The sequence below is a fragment of the Sphingobacterium tabacisoli genome, from assembly GCF_017908035.1.
In the GTDB taxonomy this organism is placed as follows: domain Bacteria; phylum Bacteroidota; class Bacteroidia; order Sphingobacteriales; family Sphingobacteriaceae; genus Sphingobacterium; species Sphingobacterium tabacisoli.
In genome coordinates this window covers 1,439,303-1,459,435 of record NZ_JAEQMU010000001.1, presented here as the reverse complement: position 1 = coordinate 1,459,435, position 20,133 = coordinate 1,439,303, and the positions used below count along the sequence as shown (strand labels likewise).

Here is a 20,133-nt window from a genome sequence, read left to right as displayed (position 1 = left end):
ACTGACGAATTAAAATTATGAACAATAAACAACAGATTACTAGGAGATTAAGTATACCTAAATACGTTTATTACATGAAGCTAACTTTATTCTTGCTCGTTGTATCGATGACCTTGGTTTTCGCCGATGCAAGCGCCCAACGGATCAACCTGCGGGTACAGCATATGCCTTTGCAGAAAGTACTGGTCGAGCTGAGCAAGCAAAGCACCTATACCTTTGTCTACAATGACGACCTTATCGGCGATAAGAAAGCGGTCAGTATAGATCTGGTTAATAGCACGCTCGAAGAGAGCCTTGATAGGCTATTAAAACCGCTGGCACTGACCTATCAGATCAAAGGACAGTCTATTGCCATCAAGCCCCGTTACGTTGTAGCCAAAAAGGATCGCGAGGATGGCGAGTCTGCCGTTCAGCAAGAACCCATCCGCGGCCGGGTGACCAATGAAAAAGGAGAATCATTGGCAGGTGCATCGGTGTATGTGCTGGATGGGCAAGGTAAACGTACAGCAGTGCAGACCAAGACGGACGAGGAGGGATATTTTGAACTCGGACAGGTTCAAGAAGGAGCAAAACTAGAGGTGGTCTATTTAGGTTATACCAGTCAAAAGCTTAGTGCAAATGCGGATATCGGAACGGTATCTTTAAAGCCATTTTCGGCCGAGGTGGAAGAGGTCGAAGTGGTCTCTACAGGTTACCAGCAGATCCCCAAAGAGCGTGCAACAGGCAGCTTTGAACTGATAGATAGTGAAAAGTTCAATATCAATAAATCAACAAACATTCTGTCTCGTCTGGAGGGGCTTTCCCCGTCATTTATTTTTGATAAAAGATCTACAGCAAGCACGCTGATGCAGCAGATGCGCCTGCGAGGACGCACGACTTTCTATGGCAAGGCGAGCCCATTGATCGTATTGGACAATTTTCCTTACGAAGGGGATATCATGAACATCAACCCCAACGATATCGAAAGTGTCACGATCCTCAAAGATGCTGCGGCAGCTTCCATATGGGGATCAATGGCCGGAAATGGTGTCATTGTCCTGACAACAAAGAAGGGTGCGGCAAATGGAACAACAAAGGTCGATGCTAATATTAACCTGCAAATGACAGAAAAACCAGACCTGTTCTATAGGCCTGATGCGAGCAGCCGCTCGTTTATTGAAATGGAAGAGTTTCTTTTTGATAAAGGGTTTTACGACTGGCAGCTGAATGCTCCCGAGCGAACCTTATCTCCAATTGTGCAGCTCCGGAACCAGCTGAAAAGGAACATTATTGATCAGGATACTTATGACAGTCAGAAAGTTGTTTTTTCGGCACAGGATGTCCGAAAAGATTACCTGAAATACATCTACCGAAAGGGATTCAATCAGCAGTACAATGTTAATTTTTCAGGTGGGAATCGTCTCATGGATTTTGTAGCTTCTGGAGGATATAACAAAAATCTCAATTCTTTGAAGTCCTCTTTCAATGACCGCTATAACGTTCGTGCCGCCATTAATGCACGGCCGACAGATCGCCTGCAGCTAAATTTGAGTACCGTAATGAGCCGTAGCAGCGCAAGGAACCTGGGTAGCGAGTCTTCAATAGCATATGGTGCCTTGTATTCCGGCGATGGGAGGTCCAATTACCCTTATATCAGCTTAGTGGATGACGGCGGAAATTTTAGAGACCTGGAAACAGTGACGTTTAAAGGTTCTTTTATCGATACGCTTTTTAATGGTCAGCTGCTGCCGGCAAAGTACAACCTTGGGAACGAATTGCAGTCGAGTGAAAATGTGAATACCACAACCGATATCATGCTCAATCTGGGCGGGCAGTTTAAAATCAATGAATATCTGCAGCTTATGCTGAACTACCAATATCAGGAGTCAACAAATAAAGTTACAAACTGGCAGGGTCTGCAGTCGTATTTTACACAGAACTATATTAATCTATTCTCCCAATATTCACCTGCTGCGGGAATAAAACACATTATCCCGATCGGTGATATTTATACCATGCAGGATGGAAGGGTTCATGCCAATAATCTGCGTGTGAATGCGCAGCTCGATAGACCGTTTGGCAAAGGAGATCTTTTTCGTATCAGCGGCATCCTCGGTGCTGAACTAAAAGATTTGCAGAACAGGATCGATGGCAGTAGATTGTATGGATACGATAGGAAGACACTCAACTATCAGCCTGTCGACTTTCTTAGTACATTTCCTTTGCTAGGTGGACTCGCCGGATCGGGTGTTATCCCAAATGGGATCATGCTCGAGGAATATAGGCAACGGTTTTTATCTGTGTTTTCCAATGCTTCGCTGACCTACAAAAATAGATATGTGCTGAGTGCCAGTGCCCGGCAGGATGCTTCTAATCTTTTTGGTGTATCGACAAATGACAAATGGCAGCCGCTATGGTCGTCCGGACTGAGCTGGGATATCTCGCAGGAGCCATTCTATAAAATTTCTTTTCTGCCATACCTCAAGCTAAGGATGACATACGGCTATAATGGTAAGGCTGTAAATGATTATTCTGCTTATCCGACGATGGAATATGGCGGTACAAACAGTATCACAGGCTTACCATTTGGATATATGGTCAATCCGCCTAATCCCAGATACCGGGCGGAACGTGTAGGGATACTGAATTTTGGGATTGACTTTGCCTCCCGCAATCAGCGTATTTCTGGGGCTATAGATCTATACCACAAAGAGGGTAAAGATATCGTGGCAAGGGCAAATGTTGACCCCACTGTCGGATTTGATAATCAGGTGCTCAATGTTGCCAGCTTTGTCAGTAGGGGATTGGAGGCTTCCATCAGATCGGTAAATATAAAAACCAGAGGCTTCCAATGGTCAACCGACTGGATCATTAATTTCAATAGGAACTTTACAAAAAAATACAACTATAGGTCCACGTCCGTATCAAGCTACATGGACAACGGTATTGTGCCCAATCCTATTGTGGGAAATGATCTGTATGCTATCTACGCTTATCGCTTTGCCGGCCTTGATCCCGAAACAGGTGCGCCGCAAGGATACCTCAATGGTGAGGTAAGCAAGGATTACTCCAAGCTCAACTCGGTGTCGATAGAGGATGTGCGGTTTATGGGGTCAGCTATACCGCTCTATAATGGTTTTTTGAGAAATACTGTCCAGATAGCTGATTTTAAGCTGTCATTTACCCTACAGTATAAGTTCAAATTTTTCTTTAGGCGCACAGGGATGAGTGCGCTGGCATTTGCAAACTATTGGATATCGCATGAGGATTATGATAGACGCTGGCAAAAGCCGGGTGATGAACGCATGACGGATGTGCCGGCTTTTATCTATCCGCTTAACCTGGCGATGGAGAATTTTTATAAGGCCTCGGATGCCCTGGTTGAGCGTGGGGACGCCGTCAAGCTGAAAGATATCAATCTTGAATACAGCCTTAAAGGTAAAATACCGGGAGTGAGGCAAGCATCCTTGTTTTTAAATGCAGACAATATAGGTCTGATGCTGTGGAAGAAAACAAAATATCGTATAGATTCCGATTATGGTACGGCAATTCCTTTACCGGCTATCTATACCTTGGGCTTAAATTTTTCACTTTAACGAAGCTATCATGAAGCTATCACGACTTATTCAAATACGTTGGTGAATGAATAAATCTGATAGCTTCATCACAATTGAAAAATAAATTTATACAGATGAAAAAAATAAATCTATTGAAGGCAGCAGTATGGATCTTGTCCTTTACAGCATTCTTCGGCTGTAAGGAGTATCTCGATATGAAACCCGATCTGCGCAAGGCTGTTCCTACGACTTTAGAAGACTGCAATGCTCTTTTGAATAATTACAGTGTACTTAATCAGGGCTATCCCTATATAGGCGAACTGGCATCGGACAATTTTATGATGACTACTGCCAATTGGCTGTCTGTTTCCATCCTTGAGGATAAGGAACTGTTTATTTGGAACACCGACATTACTCCTCCAGCCACGCAGTGGTCCGCACAGTATAAAAAAGTATATGTGGCCAACCAGGTGCTGGACGTGCTGAAAAACCTGGATGAAACTCAGCAATCCAAAACATTAAAAGGTGAAGCTCTTTTCTTTCGTGCCTATGCGCATTTTGCGCTGGCTGAATTATTTGTGCCGATACCGTTAGCCAATGGTACAAATATAAACAAAGAAGCTATTCCGTACCGGAAAACTCCGAATATTGAGGATCGGGTAGAACGGTCGACTATAAGCGAATTCTATAAGCAGCTATTGCAGGATGCGAATGACGCGGCAATCTTGTTGCCAGCTACTGGAAATGTGCTTTCTACTCCCACCAAGATTGCCGCCAATGCTTTGTTGGCGCGCATCTATCTTTACTTGCAGGATTATCCAAGAGCTGTACAATATGCCAGCGCTTGTCTGCTTGAAAAATCTGACCTGCTGGATTTTGAAACGCTCAACGCGGCAAGCAATAGTCCCATAGCAAGATTCAATAAGGAGGTGATTTTCCAGGCTATCGCTGTAGGGAGTGCAACGTATACCCGGACACGATGGAAACTGGACAGTACGCTGATGGAAAAATATGACGATTCCGATCTGCGGAAAGCGGTTTTCTTTATTAAAAATGCCGACGGAACCTATTCCTACAAAGGAAATTATGACGGTCAGCTCAATCAGGCGCCGTTCAGTGGTCTGGCCGTAGATGAGATTTTGATCTCGCGTGCAGAAGGTTACGTAAGGACAGGGAAGGTCGATTCCGCTTTAATGGATCTCAATAGGCTGCGCAGGTCTCGCTGGGTCAAGTCTCAGTTTAACCTCATCACTGAGAAAGACCCTCAAAAATTGTTGGAAATCATTTTAATGGAGCGTCGGAAAGAGCTGATTATGAGACAGCGTCGCTGGTCGGATCTGAAGCGGCTCAATCTGGATACGTCGACCGCACAGACTCTCTATCGAAATATAGAGAATAAGGAATATGTATTGCCGCCAAATGACCTGAGGTATACGATGCTAATTCCGCTAGCTGTTTTAGAAAACTCAACTCTACAACAAACAAAAAGATAGTTATGAAAGATATATATAAATTAATAGTGATAGTAATAGGCATCCATTGTTCTGTGGAGATAGCGGTGGCCCAACCGATATCCGTGCAGGAAGTCAATCTGCCCAAAATTGGTCAGGCTGTTGAGGACCTGCCTATAGGGACACTGCTGAATGGTAAGCAGGGTAAGAAATTGTCCTCTTATCAAAGAGACCTTATTGTACTGGATTTTATGACAAGTACCTGTACGAATTGCCTGGCGTCCATCCCTAAGATTAAAAAGCTCCAGGAGTTATATTCTGGGCAATTGAAAATTATTCCCGTTGCTTATGAAAGCGGGCAGATTATGATAGAAGCATTAAAACGTTCTGGAAACTTTGATAATTTATCATTGGATTTTGTTGTGAACGATACGGTTTTCAACCGGTTGTTCCCGCACCGTACAGTGCCTCATCTGGTCTGGTTGTATAAGGGGAAAGTAGCTGCGGTCACCTATGGCGAATATCTTAATCAAAAAGTTATTGAAGAACTGCTAGGTAATAAGACGATTGACCTGCCCATAAAAGATGATTATCGGGAATTTGATTATAAGATACCGCTTTTGCCCAGATATACGGACAGTACCAGATCATATTCAGGTATAATGGGATATCTGGAGGATGCTGATACAAAATTTGGCGTGCAGGTGGACTCTTTGGATGCGACTATCCGTGATTATGCAGTAAATGTTACAGCACTTCCGTTTTATTTCTATTGCTACGGAAAAATACACGAAATTCCCTTTATGAAACCTTCGCGGATAAAACTCATAGTCCGCGATAAGGATCGCTTTATTCACAATCCGGAGGTTGAACTTTTCGAAGAGGACTGGAAAATCCAAAATAGTATTTCTTATGAGCGGACGAGCCGATTAGCTGACAAACCTGCCGATCGCATGGTGGCCATTATAGAAGATCTGGACAATTGGTACAATGTGCGGACAAGTTTTGTCAAGCAAAAGATACCGGTATGGGTCATCAAAGAAGGCAGGGCTGCCACCGAACAGCCTGAGCAGATGCGTTCATTTGTGTCTGATTTTGCTTTTATGGCAGATTTAAACGTAGATTTTCCGCCGCTTATTAATGAGGTGGATAAAAATAGGAAGATGTATGCTGGAAAATGGGATTCATTCGAGTCTCTAAATACGCTGCTGAGACGGAGTGGTCTTCAACTGATTGCTGAGGATAGAGAGACCGCTGTTTTTTTGATGGAGGAAAGGTTATAGTCAAAAAGAAGGTGTCGCATTTTGCGACACCTTAATTATTTTTTAGGGCAAATCTTATTTCTATTATCTTTTCGTCAGATTGTTTTAAGATCCACCGACCTTAAATCCGATTTCACTCTTTGGGTTCTGCTTCATCACCATCTTCTCTTCCTTCTCTTGCAGGCGGTTGATGTATTCAAATAGCAATTGGATGTTCTGGTCGTGACCTTTTTGTTTTTTGACGATTTGCTCTATATTGTATTTGATTTCAGATATCTCTAGTTGCATTTGTGTGTTGTAATACAGCATGTTTCGTAGCTTGACAAATACATCTATGATACGGATGCTCATGGTTATAGCTTGTTCGCTCTTTAGCATATTCGAAAGCATCAGCAATCCATAATTCGGTAAAGGCAAAGGGTAGGTACTTTGAGTATCTCCCTTGTTCGAAGGTCACATTTTGCGATCTTAGAATTACCTCATACTCTGATTTTGTCAACTCGAACATAAATTCCGTAGGAATCCATTTTTCCTTTTTTGAACAACAAATTAAAATGAACTCCGGAGGGAATCTAGGTATGTTTCTCTTTTGGTGTATCTCGGGCTTTCGACAATAATACTGTATTGTGGACGGACAAATACATCGATCCAGTATACTGTCGCAGAGCCGACAAAATATAGACCTTCAGGATTCTGAAATTAATACTTCCGGCTCGTTGTACCATTCGTTTTATTCTATTGATATATTTAAAGTCATTTATCGAGGGCACACGCGAAACGCGTGAGCTAGCGTGGGGTTCTATATTTATAAGGATCATATAGGATAAAAGTATGGATAAACTAGCTGTCAAGATCCACCAAACGAATAGTAAACAGTTTTTTATTCCTCCCAGCCATAAACTACCCCCTGCTCTCTGAGTACATTTTTCTCCCGTTCTATTTCGGCCGCTAGTTCTTCCTCTGATGGGAGATAGGCTAGATATTTGCTTGCAAATAGTTGCTTATTCTCGTTCAATACAGAATATTTAGCAATAGTACGATCTGTTTCCGTGCAGAGCAGGAGACCTATGGTCGGATTGTCATCTTCTTTTCTCTCCAGATCGTCAAACATACGGACATACATATCCAACTGTCCGACATCCTGATGTGTGATTTTCTCTGTTTTTAACTCAACGATCACAAAACACTTCAATATATAATTGTAGAACACTAGATCGATAAAAAAGTCTGATGTCTCGGTACGGATGTGTTTTTGACGTGCTATAAAAGCAAACCCCTTACCTAGTTCTAATAGAAACTGCTGGAGATTGTCTATTAGTGATTGTTCAAGTTGTCTCTCCGTATAGGCACGATTACTAGGAATGTTCAGGAACTCCAGTACTGTGGGATTACGTATAAAGTCTCGGTTATCCGGCTTTATGTCCTTTGTGTTTTCAACCATTTCATCAACGACAGGCTGTTTATTTGTTGAAGATACTAAACGTTGGTAGTAGAGCGTATTTATATTACGTTCCAATTGCCGTACACCCCAGTTTTGTTCAGCGGCTTCTTTCAGATAATACTTTCGTGCTTTAGTATCAGTGACCCTTGTAATAGTCCGAATATGAGACCATTCCAATTTGGCACACGCGTGTGCCAAATCTTCCCAAATAGGAAAAGTCAGATAACATTTACGAATATCTCTCAATGTCCGGGTACTGAATCCACTTCCTAGGGCATTTGATAGATTCTGCAGTATTTCCGTACCATAAGTAGCTCGATCTTGTCCCCGCTGTTCTTTTTCTACGATACTTTTCCCTATTTCCCAATAGCATTCTATCATTGTGTAGGAAGTCGCGGCATAGACTTTTTCTCTTGCCTTATCCAGTAGAAGCTTTATTTCTTGAACAAATTCTTTCATGATTAGTTAGATGGCTACCTAGTCTTCGTTTGTTATTTCTTTTGCTTCAGCAGCCACTGATAGATCTCAGGATTATTCTCGTAGAGGTATTGGATACCATGGCCTTCATCTTTGAGTCGATTAAATATAATATTCCCCCTGCATTTTTTTAGCGCCTTAGCTATCCTTTCCGTTTCTTGTATGGATATATCTTCATCAGCGGTTCCGTGATATGTAAGGATAGGAATATCTTTGAGTGCACAAATTCGAGAGGTGTCACTGTCATTTACCCCACCACATAATGGCACGATAGCAGCAATCTTCTCGGGATGGTCCAGCGCGGCACTATATGTTCCGTAGCCCCCCATACTTATTCCAGTCACATATACCCGGCTTTTATCGACACGGTATTTTGATATTACTTCATTGTATAGCGGATCAAACCAATTTTCTGTAGACCAATATTTCCCATCAGGGCATTGCGGAGCCACCATGATAAAGTCGAATTCTCTACCTTGATCCACTAAATAGGGGAGACCATATACCTTTAGTTTTTCCAGATCATTTCCTTTCTGTGAGCCGCCGTGTAGATAGATCACGAGGGGATATTTGGAGGTATCCTTTTTGTAACCTTTAGGTAGATAGGTTAGGTGTTTATAATTGACTTTTTGTTTTTCTTGGGCAATTGAAAGCGAAGTGCAAAAGGAGAAAACGATAATTGAAAAAATACTAATTGTTGGACAGTTCATGGAACTGAAGATTTTGATGAATGATTTAATTCCTATTTTGACGACCTTATTTTATTGTGTAAAATAGCTTATTTAATTAAAACGTCCACATCTTAGTCTAGCTAAAGTTTATTTTATGTTCGGGTATTCTAAACATTGACGCGTCAACAGAGGGGACACAATTAGACTTTCAACCTCAAGATATCAAGAATACTATCTTAGTTCAGCTAAGTTGGACTCATCATCGTACCATTTTTTCGTGTTGTAAAACCGAAGAAGAGTGTGAGTTTTATCTTCGGTTGAATATTCGTGAGCGATATGGCAAACGCGAATTAGAACGTCAAATATCTGCAGGCTATTTTGAACTTCCAATGATTGGTAATACAGAACTCTCAACATTACCCATAGAAATTCATAATGAAATTCAGAATATGTTTAATGTATTTTGTTGATTTTTAGCATTTTATGTGTTTTTTTTAGAGTATGGGACTTTATTATACTTTTTTAATTACATATTGAAAATATTGTTTAATTTTGAGGATAAATATTGTTTTATGAGATATATATTATTGTTTTTTGTTTTTATTTTGTTTTCTTGTGAAAAAGAAAATAGTTTATCATTGGATCTTGAAAAATCAAGTACTCAAAAAAAAAGTGGGGGGTATCTTAAATTAGCAGAAGTATATGGCACTTCTTCCAAGCTTGGTGGAAATAGCTCTGTTTCAGTGTTAATAGAGAGTTATGTTTCAGAAAATAAAGGAATTGATGAGTCAGCAATTAAAGGAGAATCTAATTTATTCGATGATTTAGGATTTGATGAATTAGATTTTATTGAATTTATAATCTTTCTAGAAAAAGAATTTGATATAGAAATCTCAGATGAATTAGCTGAGGAAATACGTACAATACAAAATGCTATAGATGCAGTTAACGGAAGATTAATAGAACCAGTAACGATAGTTGGTGGAGGTTCTGGAGGTAGTGGAGGTCCTGGAGGTAGTGGGGGAAGTGGGGGAACTGGAGGTTCTGGAGGTAGTGGAGGAAATGGGGGGACTGGAGGTTCTGTGGGCGGTCCTCCAGATGATGGAGACGATGATGTTTTCTTTGATTTGACAGAAGAGGAGGCTGAAAGAGTTCTTGATACAGATTGTGAAAGTTTTTCTTTTACACAAACGACCAGCGCAAATTGGCAAGAAGCAGGTCTTAATAGAGCGTATTTAAGAGTTGTTTGGGTGTCGAGCGTAGGTAATCATGTGATTGCTGCCAAAACTATTTATGTGGATAATATTGTATTTGGATTGCCGTTATATTATACTAATGCGAATGGGACAACAACTCTACTATCTGCAGGAAAAGCAGCCACTATTGCCGCTAAGGCTACAGAATTTGGGAGGAATATGGTATATTCGAATTTTAGACATGCAGTAACAATGGTAAATGACGAGACCATCATTCAATATTTTAGAGCACAAATATCAATTTACATGGCTGGGCACAAAGGTACGGCAGGTTATAGTGGCTCGAAAAGCCCTAATATTATTTTTAAAAACGAAATAAGAAGTCATTATACTAATCCCCTCGATTGCTAAATGACCTGCTACTGTTTACATATTTTACTTTCTGTATATTTAGCTTTTGCTCAATACTTACCAAAATCAAGAATGAATTTAGAATCCGTACTATTTGATAAATCCAGTTTAACTGATTTCAAAGAAAAATACTTTGTTTATGAGGATTTAACTAAGTATGAAAAGTTTATAAGTAACCACCATCTGGAGTTACTGAATCATAACTGGACTTTGAAAAATAAAGATATTGACATAAGATTATATGATCTTAAAGTTGACGATGTATACATATACGAAAACATTCACGGTCAATACTGCCTATATATAATATTGGAGCTCAGTCATAGTCAGTTTGATGTGTTTTTCAAAAAATTTGGTGATTCAATGAATGTAAGCTATAGTGAATATTTGAATGATGATTTTGCTTTTATAAATTGGATGATTGGGGAATGGGACATCTATTTAAACACATTACATATGTTAGATAAATCTCGTAAGATGTATATTTTTCAGATTATGAATATGCCCTATGGTGAGATAATGGATTTTAGGCCTATATAAGAGCTAAGTTTGATTTAAGGACATTGCGCTCGCGTGCACATGGGGTACATCGCGGTGTTTTTGGGTTTCTATAAATCTCTGGTAGGCATCGATCTGCAAGGGGCTCGGATAGAAGAGCTACTGAAGCTACCCGATTATCAGATGATGGTGCCTGTCAAGTAATAGGAGAGAGTAGGGTTTAAAGTGTTGTTTGATAGGCTGTTGTCCTACCTTGTGGAGGTGTAATTATGTTATTTAATCCACCCTGTTTTTTTTCTCCATTCATTATAAATAGGGTTTTCGTTATCTATAGTTTCAATGTCTTGGATAGGGGGGATGTTTTTAATTTGAGCTTCACTTAGTGGTGGTAAACCTATTTCTATGCGATACTTATTTAAATTGGCAATATTTTCAACAGGGTAAGGTGTATCTATACTGATCATTTGGGTTCCGTATTTTTGAGGCTTACTTTGATACATTAAGATTCGGTCATGTAGATAAGCTATGTTTTCGTAAGAAATATCATCCTTATTTTCTAACATTACGATATAGCAATGGATCATAAAATCAGGATCTCCGATAGAATGTTGTATAATAAGCCATGCCGCCTCACTTGCTTCATGCCCGACTTTACTTATTGTGGGATAACCTATATGTTTAATAATCGTTTTTAATGCTTGAGTATTGCTTTTGTGAACTGCTTCCATTTCTGGATTATATCCTTCAGAGAGTTTACCTTGACTAAGCAGTTGTTCTCTTACGGCTAAATCATTTTTAGCTAATTGAATTAATTGCGTAGCTATCTCCTGGTATAACATAGAATGAAAAATTGAAATGTAATATAAAGGTATTTAATACGCAATAACTATCCCAAAGGTATTTAGTTAAATATAACCGTTGCGTCAGGAAGGGTTTATTGTATGATGTTTCCTAGTTTTTGGGGAGAATCTCATGTCAGGGGGTTTATTGTGAATATACTGCTCCATGCTTAATTATAAGAACTGTATAGACACGAGCTACAATCTCGCGCCATCAAGGGGGAAATACCTTCTTAGCGGCAGTATTTTTTACGTAAAGTCAACGTGAAGTCTATGTTTTCCGCATTCTAAACATTGAAATAAGTAAGCCCCTAAGTCGCTGTCTTTTGTAAGTCCTTTTGTTATGTACTCTGTTGGAATGCCCGAATTTTCAATATCATCTTTAAGTTCGTCTAAAAATGGTTCGATTAATTTACTGTCCGCATATCCAATAAAAGCACAAGGCTCATTACAATGAGTCAACCATACTTCTTGCTGCCAAGAAGTATAACTTGGTGTTCTGTTTGTAATTTCAATTAAGTGTTCTTTTTTAATACTTGGTTCAGGGTCGTTTGGGTCAGGCGAAACACCTTCAATTCCACAATAATCGTTAAAATCTCCATTGTGTTTTTCAGATGCTTTCCCATTTGCTATACACCAAGGGCAAATGTATTCAGGGCTTTCCATACTATAGAATGAACCAGTATATTTAATTTGTCTCTTTTCGTTACATATAGAGCAAACACCTTCAACATTTTCAAAAAGGTCAAGTCTATATGCGTTTGGGCTATATTTAAATTTTGGTAGTTCCATCTTTATATTTTGTGAAGTGCGTTCGTGTCTTTATATCAAACTATAAAGATCTTTTATTCTGAAAAATCTAGCAGCTCGCAGGTGGTCACCTTTAAAGCTTTCGCTAGTTTTACTAAGGTGAATGCAGTAGGATTGGCTCCATGAACTTCATATCTGTTTATGAATTGTTTGTCTTTTCCGATTGAATGGGCTAACTGTTCTTGGGACAAATCAAGTGAACTTCTCAATTTAAGAATTCTTTCACCTAATTTTATTTTAAACTCAGAACTCGACATTTCTTCCATTGTGTCAATTTCGAAAAAAAGGCAATCAGAAAAGTCAACATATATGTTGACTTTTCTGATTATTGTTCTTATATTTGATTTATTAAGTTTTATTATTTGGTATGATTAGATAAATTTGATGCACCATATAGATTATATTTAGGTGCTCACTTTAAAGTTGCCTCATAAAAGCCGAACGAACGTAGGAATTCAGTTAGAAGCTAAGAGGACAAGTGAGCGTCTGGTAAAGATACCCCATGATTTTAATCGTGGGTACCAGACCTTCTTGTTTTTGCTTCTGAGAATTAAACCTTGTTTAGTTCTCCCCGGATTCCTACCCGGGCTCGTTTGGCTTAACAAGATAGGTCTGGCCCTTTAGGGGGACAATTCTCTTCGATGAGGCTTTGGTAAACAAAGCTAAAAATGGAAACAAAAAAACAATTACAACAAAACATTATTTCGGCCCCGGAGTAGCTTCGGATGCTTAGTCATTTAGGATGACTTAGATCGTTGTATTTGCCAATTAAAACCTAAGATCCCAATTATAGACCGCAAAGGCATTTCCGCGATTTCATTCAGTTAATTTTTTATTGAACCAGTGACTAGTGACTAGTAACGATGACCGGAACTGGTGTATCATCTAGGTTGCTAAAATTTACTTTAAAAATGAGAGATTTTTTAGGGGTGGGAGAGAACTGCCCAAAGTGGTGGGACTATTCCTGCTCGAAAATGCAAAATAATAGATATAGACTGCTTCTCCCGCTTGGGCGGTCTCGCAGTGACGTGGTGTTTATGATTTTCTGTGTGTTGTGTATTGGCTTTTTGGTTTCTCCTGCTTACGGGCAGGAGGCCAATGGCCTAATTCAATTTGTACTTCGTGGCGAGGTGCGCTCGGCTAACGATGGGCAAGCTATCGAAGGGGTATCCGTCACAATAGAGAAGAAGCATGCGCGCACGGATAAGGAGGGGAGGTTTACGATCAGCGTAGACAAGCCTACAGGGGTATTAACTATAAAACATATCGGATACAAGGAGCAACGGGTTGCCTATGAGAATACAGCTACATTATTGAATATCGCCCTACAGACTGGTGAAAAACAGATTGAAGAAGTCGAAGTCGTATCAACCGGATATCAAAAGCTAGCAAAGGAGCGAGCTACGGGAAGCTTTGTACATATTGACAGCGCTCTGATAAACTCTAGAGTAGTAACAAATATCCTAAATAGATTGGATGGTGTTGCGCCAGGTCTATTGTTTGATAATAGAGGAAGTTCTCCCCAATTGCACATTAGAGGGATCAATACAATGAGCTCAGCTTCTTCTCCTTTAATTGTATTGGATAATTTTCCGTTTGAAGGAGATATTAATAATATAAATCCGGATGATATAGCTTCCGTTACATTACTTCGGGACGCTGCGGCAACTTCGATCTGGGGTGCGCGGGCCGGAAACGGTGTGATTGTGATCACATCAAAGGGAGGGAAGTATGGACGACCACAGCTATCTTTTTCGACAAGTAGTTCGTTGTCTGAAAGAGTGAATCTGTTTCGCTACCCCACTATTTCCTCTTCTGATTTCATAGATATTGAAAGGATGCTTTTTGAAAAAAGGCATTACGATAATACATATAACAATGCAAATTCGCGATTGTATGTCTTTTCGCCCGTTGTTGAGTTGTTATATGCTGTGGAGAAAGGATCCTTAAGCTCCGAAATCGGAGAACAGAAAATAAACCTATTGCGTACTTATGACTACCGAAATGATCTTGAAAAGTATGTATATCAGACAAAGAAAAACCAGCAGTATAATCTATCCATGGCAGGTGGTTCTGATAAGTACAGATACAGTTTGTCTGGAGGTATAAACAAAGAGGATGGAGAAATAAAAGGAGCGTCTGCAGATCGTTATAGCTTAAAATGGACAAATAATATCCGCCCATTTTCGAAATTAAACATCGGACTTAACGTGTTATTAGCAAATAGTGAGCGAAAACAAGTCAGATCTGCATCATTGTATCCGTTGAATCCAATGGGAGGCAAATCTTCAATGTATCCCTATGCTAGATTGGTTAGTGATAGCGGCGAAAGTCTAGCCATACCGAGAGATTATAATATCCATTTTGTGGATAGCGTTGGGAACGGAGCTTTGATGGACTGGCATTTTAGACCCGTAGATGATATAAAAGAGGCTATTAGCAATACCAAGTCACGATATACCAATCTTGGTTTTCAAATGGATTATGATATTTTTGACTGGTCTAAACTAACTGTACAGTACGGTTACGAGCAGGAACTGTCCGATCTAGAAGACCTTTATACCGAAAACTCTTACTTTACCCGTAGTCTAGTTAATAGATTTACACAGATTTCTAATGGGGTTATGAATTATCCGATCCCTAAGGGGGCGATTATGGATCGGAATAGCAGTCGTATGCATAGTCATAGATTGCGGGGACAATTGGCTATCGATAGACAGTTTTTTGAGGACCATTATCTCCATCTCTTTGCAGGGGCAGAGTTTTCCAATAAACAGAGTGAAAGTGCCTCTTTTCGGACATACGGCTATAATACTGATATATTAACGCATCAACAGGTTGACTATGTCAATACCTACCCGATGTTTGCAGGGATTGGTGGTAGGGCACGCATACCAGCATATGGAGGTTTCGGAGGCATGACGACCCGATTTATATCCATGTATCTCAATGCAGGATACGATATAGGTCGGCAATTTACCATTACAGCATCGATGCGTAAAGATGCATCGAATCTATTTGGAGTACGTACCAATGACCGATGGAATCCGCTCTGGTCAACAGGAGCAATGTGGACGATTTCTGAAAATAAGCTGTTTAAAGAAATACCCTGGTTGGATTTGCTCAAATTTCGCTTGACTTACGGCCACAGTGGCAATATAGCAGGTGGTGCTCATACAGAAACTACGTTGACCTATTTGCCTAATGCACAATATACAGGCGCCCCTTATGCATTGATCGCTAACCTACCCAACCTAGAGCTGAAATGGGAAGATGTACGTATGACAAATATGTCGTTAGAGTTTTCATTGTGGAATAGAAAGCTGTCCGGTTCTTTGGAATACTTCAATAAACTATCAACAGATTTGATTTCGGGCAATCCGATAGATCCTACGACTGGGTTTATAACTGTAAATAGAAACGTAGCGGAGCTAAAAGGCCGCGGAATAGACCTTTCTTTAAGTAGTCAGGTGAAAAAAGCTAATTGGTCTTGGATCGGATCATTTTCACTTTCCTATGTAAAAGATATCGTAACGAAGTTTTACGGTAATGTTGGCGCGACGAGTACCTATGTGACGGGTTCCGGATCAAAACTTACTCCTTTAAAAGACAAGACATTTTATCCTGTTTTTAGTTATCGATACGCAGGTTTAGATCCTACAAATGGTGATCCTCAGGGATATTATAAAGGCGATATTTCTAAGAACTACAGTCAGATGATGCGAGATTCGTTACAATACTTAAAATATCACGGCTCAGGTCTATCCCCATATCACGGTATGTTACGAAATACGCTGTCTTATAAAAGTCTAGAGTTGTCATTCAATTTAGCATTCAAGTTTGGGCATTATTTTCAGAAACAGAGCATAGGATACAGTGGTCTTTTTAACAACTGGGCTTCCCATTCTGATTATTATGATCGATGGCAAAAAGCGGGAGATGAATCGAACACTACTGTGCCTTCAATGGTATATCCTGCCGATGCAAATAGAGATACCTTCTACGCACGTTCAGAGGCTAATATCGAGCCTGCGGATTGCGTTCGGTTTACAGATCTGCGGTTAGGCTATAGTTTTTCATCTGGCTTTTCGCAACGGAAAATCCGTTGGCAGGTATTCGCTTTGGCCAATAATCTAGGGATATTATGGGCAAAGACTAGTACAGGAATTGATCCTGAGTATGAATACAGTCCACCTGTTAGAACATTCAGTTTGGGATTGAAAGTAAATTTATAAATCATTAAAAGAATACTGATATGAAAAAAGTCTTATGCTATTGTCATGTTATCGTAGCCGTTATGATGATATCTTGTGAACGCTTTTTGGATGAAAAAATGCTTAAATCACTCACCGTACCTACTACCATACAGGATTTAGAAGCATTAATGAAAGCAACTGGTAAAATAAATATTTCAGTTATGCCTAGTCTGTTAGAAATGGGGGCAGATGATTATGTGTTAAGTGAGTCTGGGTTTAATAGCTTAACAGAGTTTGAGCGTCTCAATTATGGTTGGAAAGCTGATATGGACTATCAGTTGATCAATGTGGCAAATGAGTGGTCCAAGAGTTATGAGATTGTGCTTATTGCAAATACGGTATTAGAGTATTTGCCAAAAGTAGAGGGAACAGAGAACGACAAGAATCGATTACGAGGTGAAGCCCTGTTTTTGCGATCCTGGTGTTTTTATAATCTGGCTCAGGTATACTGTCCCATATATATACCTGATTCGGATAATTCAAGTTTGGGTATTCCATTACGGGTGCATTCGGACTTGAATGTTGGGAGTGTGCGTGCTACAGTGGGAGAAACTTACGCACAGATAGTCTCGGATTTGACTGAAGCTACAGAGCTATTGTCTAAGTCAGAGATTCATGTTACCAGACCCAATCGAACTGCAGGTTTAGCTCTTTTAGCTCGAGTTTATCTAGCAATGTCAGATTATGATAATGCATTGCGATTTTCTAGAGAAGCATTGCAAACTAAAGACGACCTCATGGATTATAACACCATTAAGGTTGATGATCGGATGCCTTTTGAGCGGTTCAATAAAGAAGTACTGTACCATTCGACCACAGCTTTTATGCAGATACTTAACCCTACTATTTCTTATGTTAATCCGGAACTTATAGATTTATATGAAGATGGTGATTTGCGTAGGAGGGCTTTCATTACTCCTGCAAAAGATGGTTATTTCACCTTTAAAGGTTCTTACGACGGCACTATTTCCGGGAGTCATTTTGTTGGTCTTACAACAGCAGAATTATACCTCATCCTTGCAGAAGCTTTAGTGGGTGCCAATAAGGTCAAGGAGGGGGTAGATGTACTGAATGACTTACTAAAGAAAAGATGGGACAAGAATAGCTTTGTCCCATTATCAATCCATGATAAGGATGAAGCTTTAAAGAGGGTTTTCGATGAGAGAAGAAAAGAACTAGTCTTTAGAGGTGTGCGTTGGACCGATATTCGGCGTCTTAATTTGGATAGTAGATTTGCTAAGGCATTGACCCGTACCCTTGCGGGAGAAACATTTACTTTACCACCCAAAGATCCAAGATTTGTCTACCTCATTCCACAGGATGTAATCCACTTCTCAGGAATAACACAAAATCAAAGATAATGATGAAGTACTTAATTTATATCGTTCTAACCTTGAGTATAGGATATGGACCTGTCTGGGCGCAGTCCCGAAATGCCCTGAAAATAGGAGATACACTAGAAGAAGTTAAAGTGAAGGTGTGGCATAATGGCAAACAAGAAACACGGATGTTAAAGAAAGATGGAATGCCGTTAATCTTGGATTTTGGTACAACCTATTGTCCGCCCTGTATTAAAGCTTATAATCACATGAATGAAGCCTTACCCAGTCTTCGTGAAGACCTTAATGCATACTTTGTGACGAATCAATCTCTGGATGAAGTCAAAAAATTCTTTGGCCGAAAAGATCTATTTAAGCAGTTGAATGTGCCGATCATTTATGAGGATACACTGTTGCACACCTTATTTGAGCATGCTACGCAACCACATATAGTCTGGCTGGATGCGGAGAGAGTACTTAGGCATCTTACACATCATACCGAGGTAAAGGAAGAATATATGAACCGTTTTAGTAAAGGTGAAAGACTGATGCTGGCCCGAAAAAATGATTTTCCCTATGATTATACACAGCCACTGTCGGTCGTCAGCAATTTGCAGCTCGACTCCGGTCATATTCCTGAGGTGTTAAAATCTGTTACATTAACGGATCAGATTGAGGGTGTAATGCCAACTTTTAGAACATATCCAGAAGGAGCAAGCATGCCTTCAAGGATACTTGCTATGAATCTAGATGTACTTACTATTTTTAAAAGCCTGTATTCCCTGCTCGGTCAGGATGAACAGATAGAACCATCCTGGATCATCGTAGAAGATCTATTGGGCAATGCGATGACCTGGGATGACCAGCTAGCCTGGCTGTACAATAGAAAATTTTGTATAGAGACCTATTCAGAAAATTGGAAAATAAAGCTTGACAGCGGATTGATTGCTGCTTTCAGCGATGCTTTTGGTATAGATGTACAAATGGAAAATAGAGAGAGAACTGTTTGGGTAATCAAGAACAAGCCTTTAGCTAGGATAATCTTTGACCCTAAAGAACAGAACAAGGACAATAGTACCATAAATGATTTTTTAAAATTTTACAACAGTAAATACGGAGCAAGACCTGTTTTCAATGAAAGTATGATTCAACGCAAGGCGATAAATTGGAAGATGTTTGACATTACAAGGGAAGATTTCAGCTTTGAACGCATTAAAGAATCGTTGGAAAGTAAGGGACTCACAATGACAGAAGAAGTGAAATTGGCTAAATGTCTAATAATTCGTTTGTTTTAGAGAAGCACCCCAAAGTAAAAAATGCTTTGGGGGCTTTTGAACCTTAATTCTGATAGGATAATAAGGTTTCATTTGTAGAGTTGGTTGGGAACACTGCATTGATACGTTGTTCTACTGTCGTACCTGTGTGGCCAAATGCATCTTCCAGCATGTCAGGTCTCGCTGTGCCTACTGCACTTGGATCTGCCGGTGCATAGATCTGACATACCTTAGAACCACCCAAACAGCTTTTGTTTGGATCGGCTTGTACATATTGCTCTGGATCCGTCGGATCATTATCAGCAGGGTTTGCTGCTCCAACAAAATCCCATAGTTCGTAAGTCAGGGTAGTGTTATTTGCTACCTCTTTGGCGTCAATTGCTTTGTTATCGTTCAAAGCCCACGCTGTTACACCCAAACCTAGTATGGCTGTAAGCAGGATCATGATAGATTTCATGATGATGTCTTTTTGTTTTTTTTCTATTGTATTGCTATCCTGTTGCTAGCTTATTTTTCTGTACGTTGCCTAAGCGCTATCTAGGGATAATCATAGGTGTCTTTTGGCCGACACGCCCTTTCCCCAGACAGGCCTTGTGCCCAGGTGCCGATCAGCATCGTATACTGATATGGAGGTTCATGATGCTAAGGTCGATCTTTAGGCCGGGCGACCGTTAGGCCGATGTGTATATTTC

General features: G+C 40.0%; 18 protein-coding genes. 10 read left to right on the top strand and 8 right to left on the bottom strand.

Annotated features, from left to right (window positions below):
- The first annotated feature begins 74 nt into the window (after nt 1-74).
- From JKG64_RS06170 to JKG64_RS06160, 3 genes are all read left to right on the top strand, one after another.
- Complete coding sequence (locus JKG64_RS06170; RefSeq protein WP_210353446.1) at nt 75-3,575, top strand: SusC/RagA family TonB-linked outer membrane protein; 3,501 nt, start codon at nt 75-77, stop codon at nt 3,573-3,575.
- A gap of 95 nt (nt 3,576-3,670) precedes the next feature.
- The gene (locus tag JKG64_RS06165; RefSeq protein WP_210353445.1) at nt 3,671-5,029 is read left to right on the top strand and encodes a RagB/SusD family nutrient uptake outer membrane protein; all 1,359 of its coding nucleotides are present in this window, start codon (nt 3,671-3,673) and stop codon (nt 5,027-5,029) included.
- Nucleotides 5,030-5,031: 2 nt separating this feature from the next.
- Entirely contained in the window at nt 5,032-6,270 is a 1,239-nt protein-coding gene (locus JKG64_RS06160) for a TlpA family protein disulfide reductase (RefSeq protein WP_210353444.1), read from the top strand.
- An 84-nt stretch (nt 6,271-6,354) separates the two neighbouring features.
- Here JKG64_RS06160 and JKG64_RS06155 read toward each other — a convergent pair whose 3' ends face one another.
- The 4 genes from JKG64_RS06155 to JKG64_RS06140 form a co-directional block, all read right to left on the bottom strand.
- Nucleotides 6,355-6,627 (bottom strand): hypothetical protein, encoded by a 273-nt coding sequence (locus tag JKG64_RS06155; protein WP_210354353.1) that lies wholly within the window; start codon nt 6,625-6,627, stop codon nt 6,355-6,357.
- Complete coding sequence (locus tag JKG64_RS23325) at nt 6,518-6,772, bottom strand: ORF6N domain-containing protein (RefSeq protein WP_380893213.1); 255 nt, start codon at nt 6,770-6,772, stop codon at nt 6,518-6,520. The genes JKG64_RS06155 and JKG64_RS23325 overlap by 110 nt, the downstream gene beginning before the upstream one ends.
- A gap of 357 nt (nt 6,773-7,129) precedes the next feature.
- Nucleotides 7,130-8,149 carry a PDDEXK nuclease domain-containing protein gene (locus JKG64_RS06145; RefSeq protein ID WP_210353442.1) on the bottom strand — a complete coding sequence of 340 codons (1,020 nt, stop codon included), beginning with the start codon at nt 8,147-8,149 and terminating at the stop codon, nt 7,130-7,132.
- Nucleotides 8,150-8,181: 32 nt separating this feature from the next.
- Nucleotides 8,182-8,877 (bottom strand): carboxylesterase family protein, encoded by a 696-nt coding sequence (locus tag JKG64_RS06140; RefSeq protein WP_210353441.1) that lies wholly within the window; start codon nt 8,875-8,877, stop codon nt 8,182-8,184.
- A 110-nt stretch (nt 8,878-8,987) separates the two neighbouring features.
- Here JKG64_RS06140 and JKG64_RS23320 point away from each other — a divergent pair, with 110 nt between their 5' ends.
- The 4 genes from JKG64_RS23320 to JKG64_RS23160 all read left to right on the top strand — a co-directional run bounded on the left by JKG64_RS23320 (nt 8,988) and on the right by JKG64_RS23160 (nt 11,147).
- Nucleotides 8,988-9,308 (top strand): DUF1016 N-terminal domain-containing protein, encoded by a 321-nt coding sequence (locus JKG64_RS23320; protein ID WP_210354309.1) that lies wholly within the window; start codon nt 8,988-8,990, stop codon nt 9,306-9,308.
- A 102-nt stretch (nt 9,309-9,410) separates the two neighbouring features.
- Nucleotides 9,411-10,445 carry an acyl carrier protein gene (locus JKG64_RS06130; protein ID WP_210353440.1) on the top strand — a complete coding sequence of 345 codons (1,035 nt, stop codon included), beginning with the start codon at nt 9,411-9,413 and terminating at the stop codon, nt 10,443-10,445.
- A gap of 72 nt (nt 10,446-10,517) precedes the next feature.
- Nucleotides 10,518-10,985, top strand: coding sequence for a hypothetical protein (locus tag JKG64_RS06125; RefSeq protein ID WP_210353439.1), 468 nt, complete (start codon nt 10,518-10,520; stop codon nt 10,983-10,985).
- A gap of 39 nt (nt 10,986-11,024) precedes the next feature.
- Nucleotides 11,025-11,147, top strand: a complete 123-nt coding sequence (locus tag JKG64_RS23160; protein ID WP_262897755.1) for a hypothetical protein — start codon at nt 11,025-11,027, stop codon at nt 11,145-11,147.
- A gap of 68 nt (nt 11,148-11,215) precedes the next feature.
- On the opposite strand, the gene JKG64_RS06120 is transcribed toward JKG64_RS23160, so the two are convergent.
- The 3 genes from JKG64_RS06120 to JKG64_RS23315 all read right to left on the bottom strand — a co-directional run bounded on the left by JKG64_RS06120 (nt 11,216) and on the right by JKG64_RS23315 (nt 12,849).
- Entirely contained in the window at nt 11,216-11,782 is a 567-nt protein-coding gene (locus tag JKG64_RS06120; RefSeq protein WP_210353437.1) for a DUF6624 domain-containing protein, read from the bottom strand.
- 249 nt (nt 11,783-12,031) lie between these two features.
- Nucleotides 12,032-12,574: a CbrC family protein gene (locus tag JKG64_RS06115; protein ID WP_210353435.1), complete on the bottom strand. Its 543-nt coding sequence runs from the start codon at nt 12,572-12,574 to the stop codon at nt 12,032-12,034.
- Between the two features lie 53 nt (nt 12,575-12,627).
- Entirely contained in the window at nt 12,628-12,849 is a 222-nt protein-coding gene (locus JKG64_RS23315) for a helix-turn-helix domain-containing protein (RefSeq protein ID WP_380893211.1), read from the bottom strand.
- A gap of 654 nt (nt 12,850-13,503) precedes the next feature.
- Between JKG64_RS23315 and JKG64_RS06105 the strand changes: the two genes are divergently transcribed.
- Genes JKG64_RS06105 through JKG64_RS06095 form a run of 3 tightly spaced genes read left to right on the top strand, consistent with a single transcriptional unit; the run spans nt 13,504 to nt 19,462 of the window.
- Nucleotides 13,504-16,827 carry a SusC/RagA family TonB-linked outer membrane protein gene (locus JKG64_RS06105; protein WP_210353433.1) on the top strand — a complete coding sequence of 1,108 codons (3,324 nt, stop codon included), beginning with the start codon at nt 13,504-13,506 and terminating at the stop codon, nt 16,825-16,827.
- A gap of 20 nt (nt 16,828-16,847) precedes the next feature.
- The gene (locus JKG64_RS06100) at nt 16,848-18,209 is read left to right on the top strand and encodes a RagB/SusD family nutrient uptake outer membrane protein (RefSeq protein WP_210353432.1); all 1,362 of its coding nucleotides are present in this window, start codon (nt 16,848-16,850) and stop codon (nt 18,207-18,209) included.
- On the top strand, nt 18,209-19,462 hold the full coding sequence (locus tag JKG64_RS06095; protein WP_210353430.1) for a hypothetical protein: 1,254 nt from the start codon (nt 18,209-18,211) through the stop codon (nt 19,460-19,462). Before JKG64_RS06100 ends, JKG64_RS06095 begins: the two co-directional genes overlap by 1 nt.
- A gap of 43 nt (nt 19,463-19,505) precedes the next feature.
- Here the strand turns inward: JKG64_RS06095 and JKG64_RS06090 are convergent, their stop codons facing one another.
- Entirely contained in the window at nt 19,506-19,898 is a 393-nt protein-coding gene (locus tag JKG64_RS06090) for a hypothetical protein (protein WP_210353429.1), read from the bottom strand.
- Nucleotides 19,899-20,133: the final 235 nt, after the last annotated feature.